The following is a 17,874-nucleotide window of genomic DNA, read 5'->3' on the forward strand; positions in this document are numbered from 1 at the left end:
ACGATTATTTAAACAGTGCTAATTTTTGCAACATTTTCAGGAGAGTCTGAATGTTTATCAATGAGTTGTCTCCCCTATTTAAAGAATTGACTCAACATCCAGTTTCCTTTTTGGGTGGATTTGTCTCTGGCGTGTTGAGACTTAACCTTGCAGATGATCCCGTCAAAAGCTGGCTGGATAAACAAGTAGGCTTTAGCGGTTATTCTACCCAAACCACCGAAGCACACAACGGTAAAGCTACCGGGCCTCAATCCATTTCGATTGAATAAATTAATGTGAATACGTAGATAAATATGTAGAGACATAGCAGTGCTACGTCTCTACAAGATCAATGGTGATGCCTCATCAATATTTGTAATCTGGAAAACAAAATTCCTATAACTATAGAAACATATAAGAGTTACTAATTTTATGTTATTGGAGATTGTAAAATCTCTCACTTTGAAGAATGTCACAATCAGTTATTATATGAGCGTATGCGTAAGTTCAGCCGCACTTAAGGTTTAGTTGAAGATAATGCTAGCAATCTGTATGCTGCCCTACAACATTGGCCATCTGTGACGAAAAAAGAGAATATGCAAGGTTTGCAATCTGTTTAATCGCTGAACTAATCGCTCTTAGTTGAAAATTACGTGATCCCACATGACTATCTACGTTGGAAATCTCTCCTACCGCGCTACTGAAGCAGACTTGAGAGCCGTATTTGCAGATTACGGCGAAGTCAAGAGAGTTGTTTTGCCTACCGACCGAGAAACCGGACGTATGCGTGGTTTTGCCTTTGTTGAAATGAATGAAGACTCCCAAGAGGATGCGGCCATCAGCGAATTAGATGGCGCAGAATGGATGGGTCGTCAACTCAGAGTTAACAAAGCCAAACCGCGAGAAGATAACCGACGAGGTAGTTGGGCTAAAAATCAAGAGCTTTAAGCTCAACGGAGTTACTATCATAGCAAATTCTAAGGTACTTGCACAACCCCCAGAAGAATTAAATCTCCTAGAAATAATTCTCAAGGCATTAAAAGTATCAACATCAATCCGACGAGTCGTGTGTAGCAGTCCATCATCATAACTTGTCGGATTTCATTTACTTTGTGCCTCTCTAGGTTTAATACCTTTTGCGCACTAGATAATCACCACTAAGAGTATTTATTTCTTGAAAGATTGCCGATTCAAGGCTGATTAGCAGAAAAATTTTAGAGTAATACTTAGGATCTAAACTTTTTAGATTGTACAAGGCACTAAGTATAGTTACTCAAATTTTTTTTGCCTACAATTGCGATCGCCCCCAGTACAGCAGCCAGAAAAAATCCATTTCTTTAGTTTATCTAAAATCACATCTAAGTTATCAAATTATCTTTCTAAGATAGAGGCAGCAGCTATGAGTTGCCGCGCATCAAATTACTGACCCAACAACAGCCAGTCCCTAGGGAGTACATAAAATGACTAAAGCGTCAGAATCTTTAGACTTGTCTATTAACGACGCTACAGACAAGAGTTTAGATCGTGATTGTACAACCTTATCACGACACGTACTACAGCAACTACAGAGTTTTTCCCCAGATGCACAAGATTTAAGTGCGCTGATGAATCGTATTGCTCTGGCTGGCAAACTAATTGCACGTCGCCTGAGTCGTGCAGGATTAATGGAAGGCGTTCTGGGATTCACTGGGGAAGTCAACGTCCAAGGCGAATCCGTCAAAAAGATGGATGTTTATGCCAACGACGTATTTATCTCAGTGTTTAAGCAAAGCGGCTTAGTGTGTCGCCTAGCTTCCGAAGAAATGGATCAACCCTACTATATTCCCGAAAACTGCCCCATAGGTCGTTATACCCTACTGTATGACCCAATTGATGGTTCATCAAATACCGATACAAACCTCAGTTTGGGTTCCATCTTTTCCATCCGTCAACAGGAAGGAGATGATACAGATGGCCAAGCTAAAGACCTCCTGAGCAACGGACACAAGCAAATTGCGGCGGGATACATCCTTTATGGGCCTAGCACCATGCTGGTCTATACTATTGGTAAAGGTGTTCATTCTTTTACCCTTGATCCCAGCCTAGGGGAATTTATCCTCACCGAAGAAAATATCCGCATTCCCAACCACGGTGCTGTTTACAGCGTTAACGAAGGTAACTTTTGGCAATGGGAAGAATCCTACCGAGAATACATTCGTTACGTCCATCGCACAGAAGGCTATACCGCTCGTTATAGTGGCGCAATGGTGAGTGATATCCACAGAATTTTAGTGCAAGGTGGTGTATTTCTCTATCCAGGCACAATCCAAAAACCAGAAGGTAAATTGCGTCTATTGTATGAATCTGCGCCCCTCGCTTTTTTGATTGAGCAAGCTGGCGGCCGTGCTACTACAGGCTTAGTAGAAATATTAGACGTAGTGCCAACAAAACTGCACCAACGCACCCCACTAATTCTGGGTAGCAAAGAAGATGTTGCCAAGGTGGAGTCATTTATTCAAAACGGTCATTAGAGGCAGGAGGCAGGAGGTAGGGAGCAGAGGAGCAGAGGAGCAGAGGAGCAGAGGAGCAGAGGAGCAGAGGAGCAGGGGAAAAATTCCCACTCAGCACTCACAACTTTGCACTCAACACTCAGCACGTTGCTCAACGCCGCGCTACCCCTAACATAACTCAGCACTCAGTTTATCTCAGCCGGCCGATGCAATAAGTGATGGGCAACGCCAAAATGCAAAAGTTACCATCAAAGCTTTTATTTGATGGTGTTTGCCAAATTCACTTAGAACATCATTCATGGAGTGGAACAAAAGCTATGGCCACCACTAATCATTTATTAGAAATCAAACAATACGGCCAAAGTATTTGGATGGATAATTTGAGCCGAGACATTATTCAATCAGGGGAACTCAAAGACTTAGTTGAGAACAAAGGTATTTGTGGCATTACCTCCAATCCTACTATTTTTGAGAAAGCGATCGCCAATAATGCCATTTACGATGCTGATATAGAAGCAGGCATTCGGGAGGGATTACCAACTTACAAAATTTATGAGTCCCTAGTGTTTGCAGATATCCGTAATGCCTGTGATATCTTGCGTCCTGTATATGAAGCCTCGAATAGACAAGATGGTTATGTGAGTATCGAAGTTCCACCAACCATCGCCCATGATACCCAAGCCACAATAGCTGAAGCCCGGCGTTATTTCCAAGAAATTGGTCGGGAAAATGTGATGATTAAAATCCCTGGTACAGAAGCAGGATTACCAGCAGTAGAACAGGTAATATCTGAGGGTATTAATGTGAATATTACCCTGCTATTTTCTGTCCAAAGCTATATCAACACAGCAGAGGCTTATATTCGGGGTTTAGAAAAACGGATGGCAGAGGGTAAAGATATTAGCAAAATAGCCTCCGTCGCTAGTTTCTTCCTCAGTCGCATTGACAGCAACATTGACGACAAAATCGATGCCAAATTGAAACGCGGTGTTGATGATCAGAATGTACAAGCTAAACTGACAGCTGTCAAAGGTAAAATAGCGATCGCAAATGCCAAGATTGCTTATCAAGAGTACAAAAAAATTATTGCAGATAGTCGCTGGCAAGCCCTAGCCGCCAAAGGTGCAAAAGTGCAAAGATTACTGTGGGCCAGTACCAGCACCAAAGACCCCCACTATAGCGATGTCATGTATGTCGATGAGTTGATTGGCCCAGATACCGTAAACACCCTACCACCAGGGACAATTGACGCTTGTGCTGACCACTGTGATGTAGCTAGCCGTATAGAAACAGGAGTAGACACAGCTTATCAGTTAATAGAGAGCCTCAAAGACCCTGACATCAATATCAATCTCGATACTGTCATGGACGAACTATTAATTGAAGGCATTAACAAATTTGTTCAACCTTTCCAGTCCCTAATGAACTCTTTAGAGAACAAAGTCAAGTTATTGTCACCAGTATAGGGACTGGGGACTCTTAAGAAGCAGGGGAGCAGGGGAGTAGAGGAGCAGAGGAGAAAAATCCCATCCCCAATCCCCAACCCCCAATCCCCAATCCCCAGTCCCCAGTCCCCAGTCCCCAACCCCCAACCTCCCACATAGAATCGAAAACTGTTATGGTTAGTCTCCTAGAAAATCCTTTGCGCGTTGGTCTGCAACAGCAAGGGATGCCCGAACCTCAAATCATTGTCATCTTTGGCGCTTCTGGTGATTTAACCTGGCGCAAACTCGTCCCAGCCCTTTACAAATTGCGGCGGGAGAGACGCATTCCCCCAGAAACTACTATTGTCGGCGTAGCACGTCGTGAATGGAGTCACGAATACTTCCGCGAACAAATGCGGAAAGGTATGGAAGAGGTTCATGGCGGTGTTGATCCCGAAGAACTCTGGCAAGATTTTTCTCAAGGTCTGTTCTACTGCCCTGGAGACATAGATAATCCTGAGAGTTACCAAAAACTGAAAAATCTCTTAAGCGAATTAGACGAAAAACGGGGTACAAGAGGTAACAGAATGTTCTACCTCTCCGTTGCGCCTAACTTCTTTCCGGAAGCAATCAAACAACTAGGGGGAGCAGGAATGCTAGACGACCCCGACAAACATCGTCTAGTTATTGAAAAACCCTTTGGTCGGGACTTGGCATCTGCCCAAAGTCTCAATAAGGTAGTACGGAAATATTGCCAAGAAAACCAAGTCTACCGCATCGACCACTACTTGGGGAAAGAGACAGTTCAAAACTTGCTGGTATTCCGGTTTGCCAATGCAATTTTTGAACCATTGTGGAATCGTCAGTTTGTTGACCACGTACAAATTACCGTAGCGGAAACCGTAGGTGTAGAAGACCGGGCTGGCTACTACGAAAAATCCGGCGCACTGCGGGATATGTTGCAAAACCACCTGATGCAGCTGTACTGTCTCACCGCGATGGAAGCACCCAACTCAATGGATGCTGACAGTATTCGCACGGAGAAAGTGAAAGTTTTACAAGCTACACGCCTAGCTGATGTCCATAACCTGTCACGTTCAGCTATACGTGGTCAATACAGCGCCGGCTGGATGAAAGGTCAACCAGCACCGGGGTATCGGGAAGAACCAGGAGTTGATCCCAACTCCACAACCCCGACCTACGTAGCAATGAAGTTTATGGTTGATAACTGGCGTTGGCAAGGTGTCCCCTTCTATTTGCGGACTGGAAAGCGGATGCCGAAAAAAGTCAGTGAGATTTCCATCCACTTCCGCGATGTGCCTTCTCGGATGTTCCAATCCGCCGCGCAACAAAGAAACGCCAACATTTTGGCCATGCGGATTCAACCCAATGAAGGAATTTCTCTGCGCTTTGATGTAAAAATGCCAGGGGCAGAATTCCGTACCCGTTCCGTAGATATGGACTTTAGCTATGGTTCCTTTGGAATTGCCGCTACTTCCGATGCCTACGATCGCCTATTCCTTGATTGTATGATGGGCGACCAAACATTATTCACCCGCGCCGATGAAGTAGAAGCAGCTTGGCAGGTAGTTACTCCCGCCCTTTCCGTTTGGGATGCGCCCGCCGACCCCGCCGTTGTGCCGCAATACGAAGCAGGTACTTGGGAACCCGCAGAGGCAGAGCTTCTGATTAATCAAGACGGTCGTCGCTGGCGCAGACTCTAAAAATTAGTCATTAGTCATGAGTCATTAGTAACAAGTAATGACTTGATGACTAATCTCAACTTCACAACTGACACACTTGCAAATTCTCTATGACTCCCCAAGCTTCCACAATTTTCTCACTTCAGGCACCCAAGGATATTTCGCTCACCGAAATAGAAGCGGAACTGAATCAGATTTGGCAAAGTTACGGCATCACAGGTGAAGATGGTGCCTTACCTGCGGCAACACGCGCTACTACTTTTACCCTAGTAGTATACGAACCAGAAGAAACTCAGTATCTGTTGGCAGCTTTGGGATTCTACAACGGCCCCATTGATGGCATTTTAGGTCCACAAACAGATACAGCTCTGCGCCAAGTGCAGATTAAATATGGACTGACAGAAACAGGAACAGCCACAGCCGAAACCCTAGCTAAATTACGGGAAGAATTCGCCAAACGTCAAGGTAACGAAATTATTGGGGAAACTCCCAACGGACTAGCTCCCTACAGTTTCAACACCAGCAGTCCCAGAATTGCTGACGAAATTGCCCTCCGTAATCCTTGCCGCATCATTGCCTTGTGTCCCATTGCGGGTGAAGATGAAGGTGTAAAAGCCCAAGTTTCGGCTTACTGCCCAATTCAAAAGCAATCTTCCAGCACCCTTGTCTGCTGCGAATACATTACTCTCACTGGTACTACCGCCGCATTGGAACGCATAGGCGGTATGATTCCGGCCTTATTGATTGGTGGCTTACCCAAGTTTCTGTGGTGGAAGGCTACACCAGACCCCAACAACAGCCTGTTTAAACGGCTAGCAGCAGTTTGTAACAACGTCATTGTCGATTCTTGCAACTTTAACGAGCCAGAAACAGATTTAATCAGCCTGCAAGAATTGGTAGACATAGGTATACCTCTAGCTGATTTGAACTGGCGTAGACTCGCCGCATGGCAAGAGTTAACAGCAGAAGCCTATGATCCTCCCCATCGTCGTGAGGCGCTCACAGAAATTGACCGCATCACCATTGACTACGAAAAAGGCAACCCATCTCAAGCACTGCTATTTTTAGGTTGGCTGGCGAGTCGCCTGCAATGGTTGCCAGTTTCCTATGAAAAAGAAAGTGGAGATTACGATATCATCCGCATTCGCTTTGCCAGCCCAAATCAACGACAAGTAGAAGCGGAATTGGCAGGAGTGCCAGTTGCAGATGTGGGTGAGATTGTGGGTGATTTGATTGCCCTGCGTCTGAGTTCAACCAATCCCAAAGCAGATTGTGGTACTGTCATCTGCTCTGAAACCGGCGGTTGTATGCGGATGGAAACCCACGGTGGCGCTCAATCAGCAGGTTTATTTCAACAAGTCAGTTCCCTGTCAGAACAAAAAGCAGAAGCATTACTCAGTCAACAGGTACAACGCTGGGGTCGTGAAGCACTGTTTGAAGAAAGCCTGACAGTTATCGGTCAAGTATTGAAGTTAGGTGCAAAGAGTTAAGTTTGCTGACAAATAAGAATAGTCTCCGACAACTAAAGAAAGAATCTACAGCCTTCAGATTGCCAGAAATCTCTGAAGGCATTTCTTTGTGTTAAGCAAATGCAAAAATTTTCTAAAGAAACATAGGTGACAGGTGACAGGGAAGAGAGAAGAAGAGTGTTTCTTTCATTTGTAGCGTCGCCATATAGATTAGAACATCAAGCAATCATAAAACCGTTACACTAAGAGACTTTGGAGTCTGTCCCCTGTCCCCTGCTATAACTGTTGTATATTCAGAAATATAAGTAATAGATTTAAGCAAATTTTTTGATAGCTACAGGAGGGCCTGATGGTGACAGCAAAGGAACCGCAACAACAGGTAAAAATTGGCCCAACTCGACTGCTAATTAACAATGAGTGGATAGAAAGCGTTAGCGGTCGCAGGTTTGAGACGATTAACCCAGCCACAGGTGAGGTCATCTGTGAAGTAGCAGAAGCAGATGCGCCAGATGTAGATAAGGCAGTAAAAGCAGCCCGTACCGCCTTTACCAGTGGGGAATGGTCAAAGCTATCAGCTGCCCGTCGGGGTGAGTTGCTTTACAAGTTAGCTGATTTAATAGAACAAAATATTGATGAATTGGCGCGGCTAGAAACCTTAGACAACGGTAAGCCACTGCAAGATTCATTGGGTGATTTGGAATTAGTGATTGCCTGCTATCGCTACTATGCAGGTTGGGCTGATAAGGTACAAGGTAAAACTATCCCCATTGGCGGGTCGTACTTCTGTTACACTCGCCATGAACCTGTGGGCGTAGTCGGTCAAATTATCCCCTGGAATTTCCCCTTGTTGATGCAGGCGTGGAAGCTAGCACCAGCTTTAGCAACAGGTAATACTGTTGTGTTGAAGACGGCGGAACAGACACCATTATCAGCGTTGCGGGTGGGAGAATTGATTGTAGAAGCTGGTTTTCCCCCTGGTGTGGTGAATATTTTATCAGGATATGGCCCCACAGCCGGAGCAGCGATCGCTCGTCACATGGATATTGATAAAGTCGCGTTTACCGGTTCCACTGAGGTAGGGCATCTAATTATGGAAGCGGCTGCCAAAAGTAACCTCAAGCGGGTAACTCTGGAATTGGGCGGCAAGAGTCCCAACATTGTGTTTGCTGATGCTGATTTAGATGCAGCTATTACAGGCGCACACGATGCCATCTTCTTTAACCAAGGTCAGTGTTGCTGTGCAGGTTCGCGGCTATTTGTGGACGAAAAATGTTATGACGATTTTGTCGCCAAGAGTGTAGAAAAAGCCCAAAGCCGCATTGTCGGCGACCCCTTTGATAGCAACACCCAACAAGGCCCCCAAGTAGATAAAGACCAATTCGACAAAGTGATGAGTTATATCGAATCGGGGATGAGACAAGGGGCGCAAATGTTATGTGGTGGTAATCAAGTGGGAGACAAAGGTTTCTTTATTGCCCCTACGGTGTTTGCTGATGTCCGTGACGATATGCAGATTGCCCAAGAAGAAATCTTTGGACCGGTGATGAGTATTATCAAATTCCAAGACATCGAGGAAGTAATTCAACGGGCAAATAACACCATATACGGACTCGCCGCCGCAGTTTGGACACAGGATATTACTAAAGCCCATGCGATCGCTAACAACGTCCGTGCTGGTACAGTATGGGTAAATTGCTACGACGTATTTGACCCAGCCGCACCCTTTGGTGGTTTTAAGCAATCCGGTATCGGTCGAGAACTGGGTGAATATGGTTTGCAACAGTACACCGAAGTTAAAACTGTCACCATCAAGTTGTAAATATTGTTTTGCTCAAGATAAATAGATATCTCCAAAAAAGAATGTAGAGACGAGAATCCCTCTAGCGATGGAACGTCTCTACAAGGTTTCTGGAAAACGCATATTTAATTTCTGGCGATGTCTACTGAATATAACAATCCGATTTGATTTTTGTATCCCTTACGGGAGACGTAGCCAAGGATGGACATTTGGTAAATTTTGATCTAAATAGTTGGCTGAATATCGGCATTAAAAGTAAGCACAAAGGTTTTACCAGTTATCAGTTATATAGCAGAAGGTAATAGGCAATAGGCAATAGGCAATAGTAAATTCCACGCCATGAATAAGTTTGAGCTTTTAATCATGTCCTAATCTAGGGTGTTGACTTTGTACATTTTCAGGGGTTAAAAATTCATGCCTAATCCTTTCCTTGTTTAAGTAATGAGTAATAAGTAATAAGTAATAGGTATTTACTCATTACTCATTACTCATTACTCATTTAATTTGGTTCACTGATGATGACACCAAAACTGTATGAATAAAAAATGGGTAAATCTTATCAAAGTCAACAGCCTAGTCCTAATCTCCTTGTCTACAGCTATAGCAGTTGCCATATAGATGAGGACATCAAGCAATCATCAACCCGTTACACTAGAAGGCTTTCAATTCTGTTACCCTTCTCTACGAGACGCTTTCAGCGAACGGGTTCGCCGGTCGCACCCTTACGGGAAGGCTTACGCCAACATGGGGGAAACCCCCAAGACCGCGCCGGCTCACCTGTCACCTGTCCCCTGTCATCTTATGAATTGGAAACAACTTCTACTAAACCTCCGCCTAATTAAACTGCGACGCTTTTTTGGTTCACTATTCTATCCTATGCAAAGGGATTTATTAGAGCGTCCGTTTCTCAGTTCAAACCAAGTGTTTGCAGAAATTGGTGATATCTTCAAGGCTGAACCTATAGCGAGGGGGGCAAAATTTTACTTTGAAAAAGTTGAACTAGAAATTTATTTTTTAGCTGCTGATTTAGTGCGTGTAAATTGGCAACCTGGAGTACCACCTATTCCTTATGCTATGGCTGGCAAAGATTGGCCAGAAGTCGCAGTGGAATTTCAGGAAATGGGCGATCGCTGGCTGATCTCCACTAAAGTATTACAAGTAATAATTAATCACAATGGTGGTCTCACTTTTCAAAATCACCTAGGCCAAATCATCCGCCAAGAACTACCTCCCCAACTCAAAACTGCCGGCTGGCTGCATCAAGCCAAACTACTTCCTGAAGAACATATATATGGACTAGGCGAACGCGCCGCACCCCTCAACCTGCGAACACCCCAAGATGGTAAACCCTCCACCACCAGTTATTTGATGTGGAATTATGATGCTGGTGGTAGATATGGCCCAGGTACAGACCCGCTTTATCTGTGCATTCCCCTTTACATGGGTTTGCATGAGTCTGGTAGTTACTTGATTTTCTACGAAAATAGCTACAAAGCCACATTTAGCTTCAACGGTTACGCCGCCGCCGACTTTGAGGGCGGAGCTTTGCGCTATTACTTGAGTGTCGGCTCACCAGCGCAATTACTAGACCGTTACACACAATTAACCGGTCGTCCCGCCATGCCTCCCCGTTGGGTACTTGGCTATCATCAGTCACGCTGGGGATATGAAACAGAACCAGCCATCCGCGAAGTCACCCAGGGATTTAAGACTCATAATTTGCCTCTCAGTGCCATCCATTTAGATATAGACTGCCAAGAAGAATTTCGCGCCTTTACTATCGACCCTGACCGCTTTCCCAAGTTAACTGAATTTAACGAAGAATTAGTAGACACAGGAGTACATTTAATTGCGATTGTGAATCCCGGAGTAAAAGCCGACCGCAAAAGTGAATTATTTGAAGAAGGGCGATCGCAAGAAGTATTCTGCAAAACCATCAATGATCAACTCATTATCGCCCCTGTCTGGCCAGGACTGTGTGCTTTTCCTGATTTCACCAACCCCAAAGCCCGCCACTGGTGGAGTCGTCAGTATGAATATCTCTTAGATTTAGGCTTCACCGGTTTTTGGCATGATATGAATGAACCAGGGATTTTCGTCCTCTGGGGAGACCCGTCCCTACCCCAGCATTCCACCCTACATTTTCTCGAAGGTAGAGGCGGCAATCATCTTGAAGCTCATAATGTCTATGGTTTGCTACAAGCCGAGGCTGCCTATGAAGCTTTAAAAGAATACAAACCAGAACTTCGTCCCTTCATTGTCTCCCGTGCAGGTTGGGCAGGTTTACAACGTTATGCCTGGACTTGGACAGGAGATATTGAAACCAGTTGGTCTGGACTACGCATCACCATCACTACCGTATTACACATGGGTCTTTCTGGCATTCCCTACAGTGGGGCTGATATCGGCGGGTTTAAGGGTAATCCCAGCGCCGAACTATATTTGCGTTGGTTTCAGATGTCATGTTTTTTACCGTTCTTTCGTACCCATAGCGCCAACAACGTCAAACCGCGTACACCGTGGGCTTTTGGCGAACCAATTCTGAGTATCGTCAGAGAATTCTTATGGTTACGTTATCGACTTCTGCCTTACCTCTACACCTTAACTTGGGAAACAAACCAAACTGGTCATCCCCTCGTGCGTCCTCTATTTTGGGCTGACAGTAAAAACCCCCAACTGTGGGCTGTGGAAGATGCGTTTTTCTTAGGTGATGCGCTGTTAATTGCTCCTATTGTTGAGGAAGGTGCAACTTCCCGCTCAATTATCTTACCCCAAGGGCATTGGTATCACTTTTGGGATGATGCCCCATTCCCAGGTGGAAATCAAATTGACATTGCTGCACCACAGGAGCAAATCCCTGTGTTTGTCAAAGCTGGTAGTGTGTTACCAATCGAAGAAAATCAACAACTCATCCTCCATATTTATCCCCCTGTGACTGGCGTTGGTGGAGGTAGAGTGTATAGTGATGCGGGTGATGGCTACGGTGCTTGGCGGTTAGATGAATTTTATCTTCAGCGACATGAGCAAAATTTAGAAATTACATGGCAACAGCAAGGAAATTACCCTTTCCCCTACAAAAACGTTAAACTCCATGTTCATGGTTTAGAAGTACAAACAGCTTGGATAGACACTCAAGAAGTTCACTACCAAAACAATTGTTTAGAAGTAGAGCAATTTCAACAAATCATACTGAGTTACAGTCAAAGATAATAACTTGGGCTGGGATTGGGGATTGGGGATTGGGGACTGGGGGCTAGGTAAAAATTCTTTCTCCCCTGCACCCCTGTTTCTTCCTAACCTCTAGTTCCTTCTTTAATACAAACTTTATGTGTGTAGGACATTAGAACGGTTAAACTATTCTGATAAAACCGTTACCTGCCGAAGCGATGAGCCTCTGCATAAATCCCCGATGCTCAAATCCACAAAATCCTGATAATGTTTTATTTTGTCAAGCTTGTGGTTCAGAATTGCTCCTAGAAGGATGTTATCGAGTAGTTAGTCTTCTAGGTGGTGGTGGTTTTGGTAAAACTTTTGCAGTTTATGATACACGTACTCACACAACTAAAGTTCTTAAGGTTTTAATTAACAATCATCCCAAAGCCATCGAGCTATTTCAACGAGAAGCAGAGGTGTTAGCCCTCTTAAATCATCCAGGAATTCCGCAAGTTGAGGCTCATGGTTACTTTGTTTATTTTCCGAGAAACAGCCCAGAGCCATTACACTGTCTAGTAATGGAAAAGATAGAGGGCTTAGATTTAGCGGCATACCTCAAACAAAGAGAATCTCGACCCATTGACCAAAAGTTAGCTTGTCAATGGTTGAAAGAAGTTGTGATCATTCTCCAGCAAGTTCACCAGCAGGGTTTATTTCACCGCGATATCAAACCATCCAATATTATGCTGCGGGCAGATGGTCGTCTGGCACTAATTGATTTTGGCACAGCTCGGTCAATTACAGGTACATATATCGCTAAACAAGCAGTTGGGCAGGTTACAGGTGTAATTTCCGCAGGTTACACACCATCAGAGCAAATTAACGGCCAAGCTGTACAGCAGTCAGACTTTTTTGCTTTGGGTCGGACTTTTATATATTTGCTGACAGGAAAAGAACCCACAGATACGGCAATTTATGACTGTTACAAAGATGAATTAAACTGGCGTAATCAAACAAACATTTTGCCACAGTTTGCAGATTTACTCGATCAAATGATGGCGCGTTTACCTAGTCAGCGTCCTCAAAATACTCAGTTAATTTTGCAAAGGTTAGCAGAGATAGAAACTCAGTTGCAGCCACCTGCAACACTTCTACCCCCAGAACCCAAAAAATGGTCAAGGCGGCGGTTAGTCAAGGTTTTTGGTTTTGGTGGTGTTGGTTTAGTAGGTGCGATCGCCTTATCCAAATTCATCCCAGACTGGACTCTGGTGGTTTCTCAAGTTGGTGATGGTGATTATCAAACCATTACTGAAGCGATTGAAAATGCTCAATCAGGGATGCGGATTTTGGTGCGTCCTGGTGTTTACAAAGAAAGTCTGGTGTTAGATAAAGCATTAACGATTGTTGGTGATGGTGCCACAGCAGACATTATTATTGAGAGTACAGACTCAAATTGTTTACTCTGTAAAACTGACCAAGCAGAAGTTCGCGGTTTAACTTTGCGTGGTCGTGCTGGTGAGAAAAATCAGCAATATTTTACTGTAGATATTCCTCAAGGAAAAATACTTTTAGCCAACTGCCAAATTACATCTGATTCACTGTCTAGCATAGCTATTCACGGCTCTACATCTGATCCCGTGATTCAAAACTGTCAAATCCGTGATGGCAAACAAAGCGGTATTTACGTCTATGAAAATGGACGTGGTACTATCGAAGACTGTGAACTGGTGAATAATTCTACAACTGCAATTACCGTTGATACGGGTGCTAATCCTCTCATCCGTCGCTGTAAATTACACAGTGACAAAGAAGGCGGGATTTTATTCCGCAATCAAGGTTTAGGGACTGTAGAAGATTGTGAGATTTTTAACAACAACTTATCCGGAATAGAAATTAGAGACGATAGCAATCCCCTCATCCAAAGATGCCAAATCCACAATAACAAAGAAGGTGATGGTATCCTGATTCATCAAAAAGGTCGGGGAACAATAGAAGATTGTGATATCTTCAGCAATGGTTTTTCAGGCGTAGAGATAAGAGATGGGGGCAACGCCGTTGTCCGGCGGTGTAGGATTACTAAAAATAAATACAATGGTGTATACGTGCATAAAAACGGTGCAGGTACAGTAGAAGACTGTGATTTGACAGGAAACCTTCAGAACGCTATTTTCGTTGATTCTACTTCTCAGTTACAACGTAGCGGCAATATTGAGTAGTTAAGGAATGTAGGGTGCATCAGTGCGAGAAAACCTAGCTGTACCAAGAAATTATTTATACTGACGCACCCTACTAACCTATTTTTTAGTGTTTCCTAAAGAATAGCGATCGCCTAATCTCGGTACAATCTGAAAGCGATTGTTATATCTCACCATCCCATCATGAGCAACATTCCCGAAGTCGGACAACCAGCACCTGATTTTTCTACCCCTGATCAAAATAACAACCCTGTCAGCCTTAATGATTTTAACGGTCAGTGGCTCATCATTTATTTCTATCCCAAAGATGACACCCCCGGTTGCACCACAGAAGCTAAAGATTTTACGGATTTGCACCCAGAGTTTAGCCAATTAGGAGCCAAAATTTTAGGAGTAAGTCGCGATTCCGGTAAAGCACATTGCAAATTTATCGACAAACATAACTTGACTATTACCTTATTAAGTGACCCAGAACATCAACTGATTGAAGCTTATGGTGCTTGGCGGTTAAAGAAATTTATGGGCAAAGAATATATGGGTGTAGCACGTTCAACTTTCCTAATTTCACCTGATAGCATCATTGCCTATGCTTGGCCTAATGTTAAGGCTAAAGGTCACGCTCAAGCAGTGTTAACCAAATTGCAAGAACTAGCAAAAGCCTAAATCAATTTATATCTTCCACCCTTGTTCATAACCGTAGGGTGGGCAATGACAACAACCTAAAACTTAGGAATTAAGCGAATTTGCGGCATTGTCCACTAGACAAAGCTTTGACTACAATATTAATAACTACCGTGCTTAATTAACTATGGTACAAATCATTCCATCACAGGATATTACTCTTGCCTATTTAAAGCAAAGGTTTTCACTTTATAAGTCTAATGATCAACAGTTTTTTACAGAATGTTTCAATGATTTACCTGCTATCAGTGAATTAGAAAAACAATATTTAGATAGAGTTAAGAATAACTATCTCAGCCTGACAGAAACTTCTCCACTTTTAGAAGATGCAGTCAAATTAGTAGTTTTGTCTCCCTTGCTAGATTTAGCTTGTTTTTATCAGCCTCCATTTTATATTGTTACAGAAAAAAGTATAGATATTACCGAGGAAATATTCATAGATGCAGAAATGCAAACAGAAGTTGAGAAAGAAATTATCAAAGGCAGAATTGATGTATTAGTAATTAAAAGTAAATTATGGTTACTGATAATTGAATCTAAAAGGTCTAATTTTTCTCTAGCCAAGGCAATCCCACAAGCACTTACTTATATGTTAGCTGCACCTGATACTGATGATCCTGTTTATTCCTTAGTAATGAACGGAGAAGACTTTCAATTTATGAAGCTCAGTCAGAAAGATACCCCAATCTATGCTCTATCTGATAGATTTACTTTATATAGACGTGATAACGAATTATATCAAGTTTTACGTATCCTAAAAAAGATAGGTCAAAGTTTCCTCTAATTAAGGTGGTAGGGTGCGTCAGTCTGAGAAAAATTAACTATAACAAGAACTTCTTTATACTGACGCACCCTACATATTGAATATTTTTTATCTGGAAGTCCCTAATCATCTATATCTGTGTGAAAATATGGTTCAATTTATTCAATCTCAAAATGTCGGCATTGCCTATCTAGAAGAAAGATTCGGCATTAAACTTGCTGAAGATGAGGCATTCTTTACAGAATGGTTTGAGAACTTACCAGAAATCACAGATATAGAAAAACAATATTTAGATAGAGTTAAATCTCACTTTATCCGATTGGTGAAATATCCTCCTTTATCGGAAGAAACAGTGAAATTAGTAGTTTTATCTCCATTGCTCAATTTCGCGGGCTTCTATGATGAACCTTTCTTGATTAGAAGCGAGCAATCTATAGAAATTTCTGCTGAGGATGAGGGAGAAATTATTCGGGGTAGAATTGATATTTTAGTGATCCAACAGCAATTTTGGTTATTGATCATTGAATCCAAGCGGTCTAGCTGGTCACTATTAGAAGCTATACCCCAAGCACTTACTTATATGCTAGCTCATCCGAATCAAGATAAACCTGTGTTTGGATTAGTAACAAATGGCAATGATTTTACTTTTCTAAAACTAATTAAAAACTCTAACATAGAGTATGCTTTATCTGATAAGTTTACTCTTTGGAAGCGAGAAAACGAATTGTATAAAGTTCTGGCAATATTAAAAAACTTGAGTCAAATATTGAGATAAATATGTCTACTCATCCTATATATCTTGATTGCCACGCCACCACACCTGTAGATGAACGGGTGTTAACAACCATGCTACCTTACTTTACAGAAAAGTTTGGCAATCCATCTAGTATTAGTCATGTTTACGGTTGGGAAACAGAAGCGGCTGTGAAACAATCACGGGAAATTTTAGCCGCAGCCATTAATGCGACACCCGAAGAAATCATCTTTACTAGCGGGGCAACGGAAGCGAATAATTTAGCCATTAAAGGTGTAGCAGAAGCTTACTTTCAAAAAGGTCAGCATATTGTCACTGTGGCAACTGAACATAATGCTGTACTTGACCCTTGTGAATATTTAAAAAATCTGGGTTTTGATATTACTATCCTGCCAGTTAAACCAGATGGATTAATTGATTTAAAAGAATTAGAAACAGCATTGCGTCCTGAGACGATTTTAGTATCGGTGATGGCGGCTAATAATGAAATTGGTGTATTGCAACCCTTGGCGGAAATTGGCGCAATCTGTCACGATCGCCAGATAATTTTCCACACAGATGCAGCCCAAGCCATTGGTAAAATTCCCCTTGATGTGCAAGCGATGCACATAGATTTAATGTCTATAACCGCCCATAAAGTTTACGGACCAAAGGGTATTGGCGCATTATATGTCCGCAGACGCAACCCCAAAGTCCAACTCGCACCCCAACAGCACGGGGGAGGACATGAACGGGGAATGCGTTCTGGTACATTGTACACACCGCAAATCGTTGGTTTTGGCAAAGCTGTAGAAATCGCCTTAGCAGAACAAGAGACAGAGACTCAACGCCTCACCCAGTTAAGACAAAGTTTGTGGGATCAGCTATCACATTTAGAGGGAATTTATCTTAACGGACATCCCACCCAGAGGTTAGCGGGAAACTTGAATATTAGTGTAGAAGGTGTAGATGGTGCGGCATTATCACTAGGCTTACAGCCAGTTATGGCAGTATCTTCTGGTTCAGCTTGTTCATCCACGAAAACCGCACCTTCCCACGTTCTTACCGCCTTGGGACACTCCGAAAAACTAGCTTATGCCTCTATCCGCTTTGGGATAGGACGTTTCAACACTCAAGCAGAAATTGATTTAGTAGCGAAACACGCGATCGCTACTATTCAAAGTTTACGTAAACAAGCGACTTTGGTATAAGGAATTTGGGGTTAGAGACATGGAAGTAAGTACGATACTTCCGCGTTTATTGCTTAGTTGTTGTTTTGGTATTGATATTCTCACTTTCCAGTCTCAAGCTATTTAATTCACATTAGGCATGATTGAGTAATTGTGAGGATAGTTAAGTAGGTGGGCAGAAAAATTTACAGCTATGTCATTACGAGCGTAACGGAGTGAAGCGACGTAATCGTAAGAGTTATGAAGTGTTTACACTCTCTTATACCAATTCACGAAAAGTATGATACAGATAAATAA

The 17,874-nt window shown here is 43.0% G+C and carries 14 protein-coding genes; all 14 read left to right on the forward strand.

The window, feature by feature from the left end; genetic code table 11:
- The first annotated feature begins 50 nt into the window (after positions 1–50).
- The 14 genes from NOS7524_RS06345 to NOS7524_RS06405 all read left to right on the forward strand — a co-directional run bounded on the left by NOS7524_RS06345 (position 51) and on the right by NOS7524_RS06405 (position 17,598).
- Complete coding sequence (locus NOS7524_RS06345) at positions 51–269, forward strand: hypothetical protein (RefSeq protein ID WP_015137651.1); 219 nt, start codon at positions 51–53, stop codon at positions 267–269.
- A 373-nt stretch (positions 270–642) separates the two neighbouring features.
- The gene (locus NOS7524_RS06350; RefSeq protein WP_015137652.1) at positions 643–927 is read left to right on the forward strand and encodes an RNA recognition motif domain-containing protein; all 285 of its coding nucleotides are present in this window, start codon (positions 643–645) and stop codon (positions 925–927) included.
- Positions 928–1,439: 512 nt separating this feature from the next.
- Entirely contained in the window at positions 1,440–2,489 is a 1,050-nt protein-coding gene (fbp, locus tag NOS7524_RS06355; RefSeq protein ID WP_015137653.1) for a class 1 fructose-bisphosphatase, read from the forward strand.
- A 296-nt stretch (positions 2,490–2,785) separates the two neighbouring features.
- Positions 2,786–3,934: a transaldolase gene (tal, locus tag NOS7524_RS06360; protein ID WP_041555590.1), complete on the forward strand. Its 1,149-nt coding sequence runs from the start codon at positions 2,786–2,788 to the stop codon at positions 3,932–3,934.
- A 152-nt stretch (positions 3,935–4,086) separates the two neighbouring features.
- Positions 4,087–5,616 carry a glucose-6-phosphate dehydrogenase gene (zwf, locus tag NOS7524_RS06365; RefSeq protein WP_015137655.1) on the forward strand — a complete coding sequence of 510 codons (1,530 nt, stop codon included), beginning with the start codon at positions 4,087–4,089 and terminating at the stop codon, positions 5,614–5,616.
- Between the two features lie 89 nt (positions 5,617–5,705).
- Complete coding sequence (gene opcA / locus NOS7524_RS06370) at positions 5,706–7,085, forward strand: glucose-6-phosphate dehydrogenase assembly protein OpcA (RefSeq protein ID WP_015137656.1); 1,380 nt, start codon at positions 5,706–5,708, stop codon at positions 7,083–7,085.
- Positions 7,086–7,413: 328 nt separating this feature from the next.
- Positions 7,414–8,883 carry an aldehyde dehydrogenase family protein gene (locus tag NOS7524_RS06375; protein ID WP_015137657.1) on the forward strand — a complete coding sequence of 490 codons (1,470 nt, stop codon included), beginning with the start codon at positions 7,414–7,416 and terminating at the stop codon, positions 8,881–8,883.
- Between the two features lie 524 nt (positions 8,884–9,407).
- A complete protein-coding gene (locus NOS7524_RS29265) occupies positions 9,408–9,704 on the forward strand; it encodes a hypothetical protein (RefSeq protein WP_015137658.1) in 297 nt (98 codons plus the stop codon).
- Complete coding sequence (locus NOS7524_RS06380; protein WP_015137659.1) at positions 9,664–12,072, forward strand: glycoside hydrolase family 31 protein; 2,409 nt, start codon at positions 9,664–9,666, stop codon at positions 12,070–12,072. Before NOS7524_RS29265 ends, NOS7524_RS06380 begins: the two co-directional genes overlap by 41 nt.
- Before the next feature lie 176 nt (positions 12,073–12,248).
- Entirely contained in the window at positions 12,249–14,231 is a 1,983-nt protein-coding gene (locus NOS7524_RS06385) for a pectinesterase family protein (protein WP_015137660.1), read from the forward strand.
- Positions 14,232–14,393: 162 nt separating this feature from the next.
- Positions 14,394–14,873, forward strand: coding sequence for a thioredoxin-dependent thiol peroxidase (gene bcp, locus NOS7524_RS06390; protein WP_015137661.1), 480 nt, complete (start codon positions 14,394–14,396; stop codon positions 14,871–14,873).
- A gap of 145 nt (positions 14,874–15,018) precedes the next feature.
- A complete protein-coding gene (locus NOS7524_RS06395; protein ID WP_015137662.1) occupies positions 15,019–15,675 on the forward strand; it encodes a hypothetical protein in 657 nt (218 codons plus the stop codon).
- Between the two features lie 127 nt (positions 15,676–15,802).
- Positions 15,803–16,429: a hypothetical protein gene (locus NOS7524_RS06400; protein WP_015137663.1), complete on the forward strand. Its 627-nt coding sequence runs from the start codon at positions 15,803–15,805 to the stop codon at positions 16,427–16,429.
- Positions 16,430–16,431: 2 nt separating this feature from the next.
- Positions 16,432–17,598: a cysteine desulfurase family protein gene (locus NOS7524_RS06405; protein WP_015137664.1), complete on the forward strand. Its 1,167-nt coding sequence runs from the start codon at positions 16,432–16,434 to the stop codon at positions 17,596–17,598.
- The last annotated feature ends 276 nt before the right edge of the window (positions 17,599–17,874 follow it).

Source organism: Nostoc sp. PCC 7524, assembly GCF_000316645.1.
GTDB lineage: Bacteria > Cyanobacteriota > Cyanobacteriia > Cyanobacteriales > Nostocaceae > Trichormus.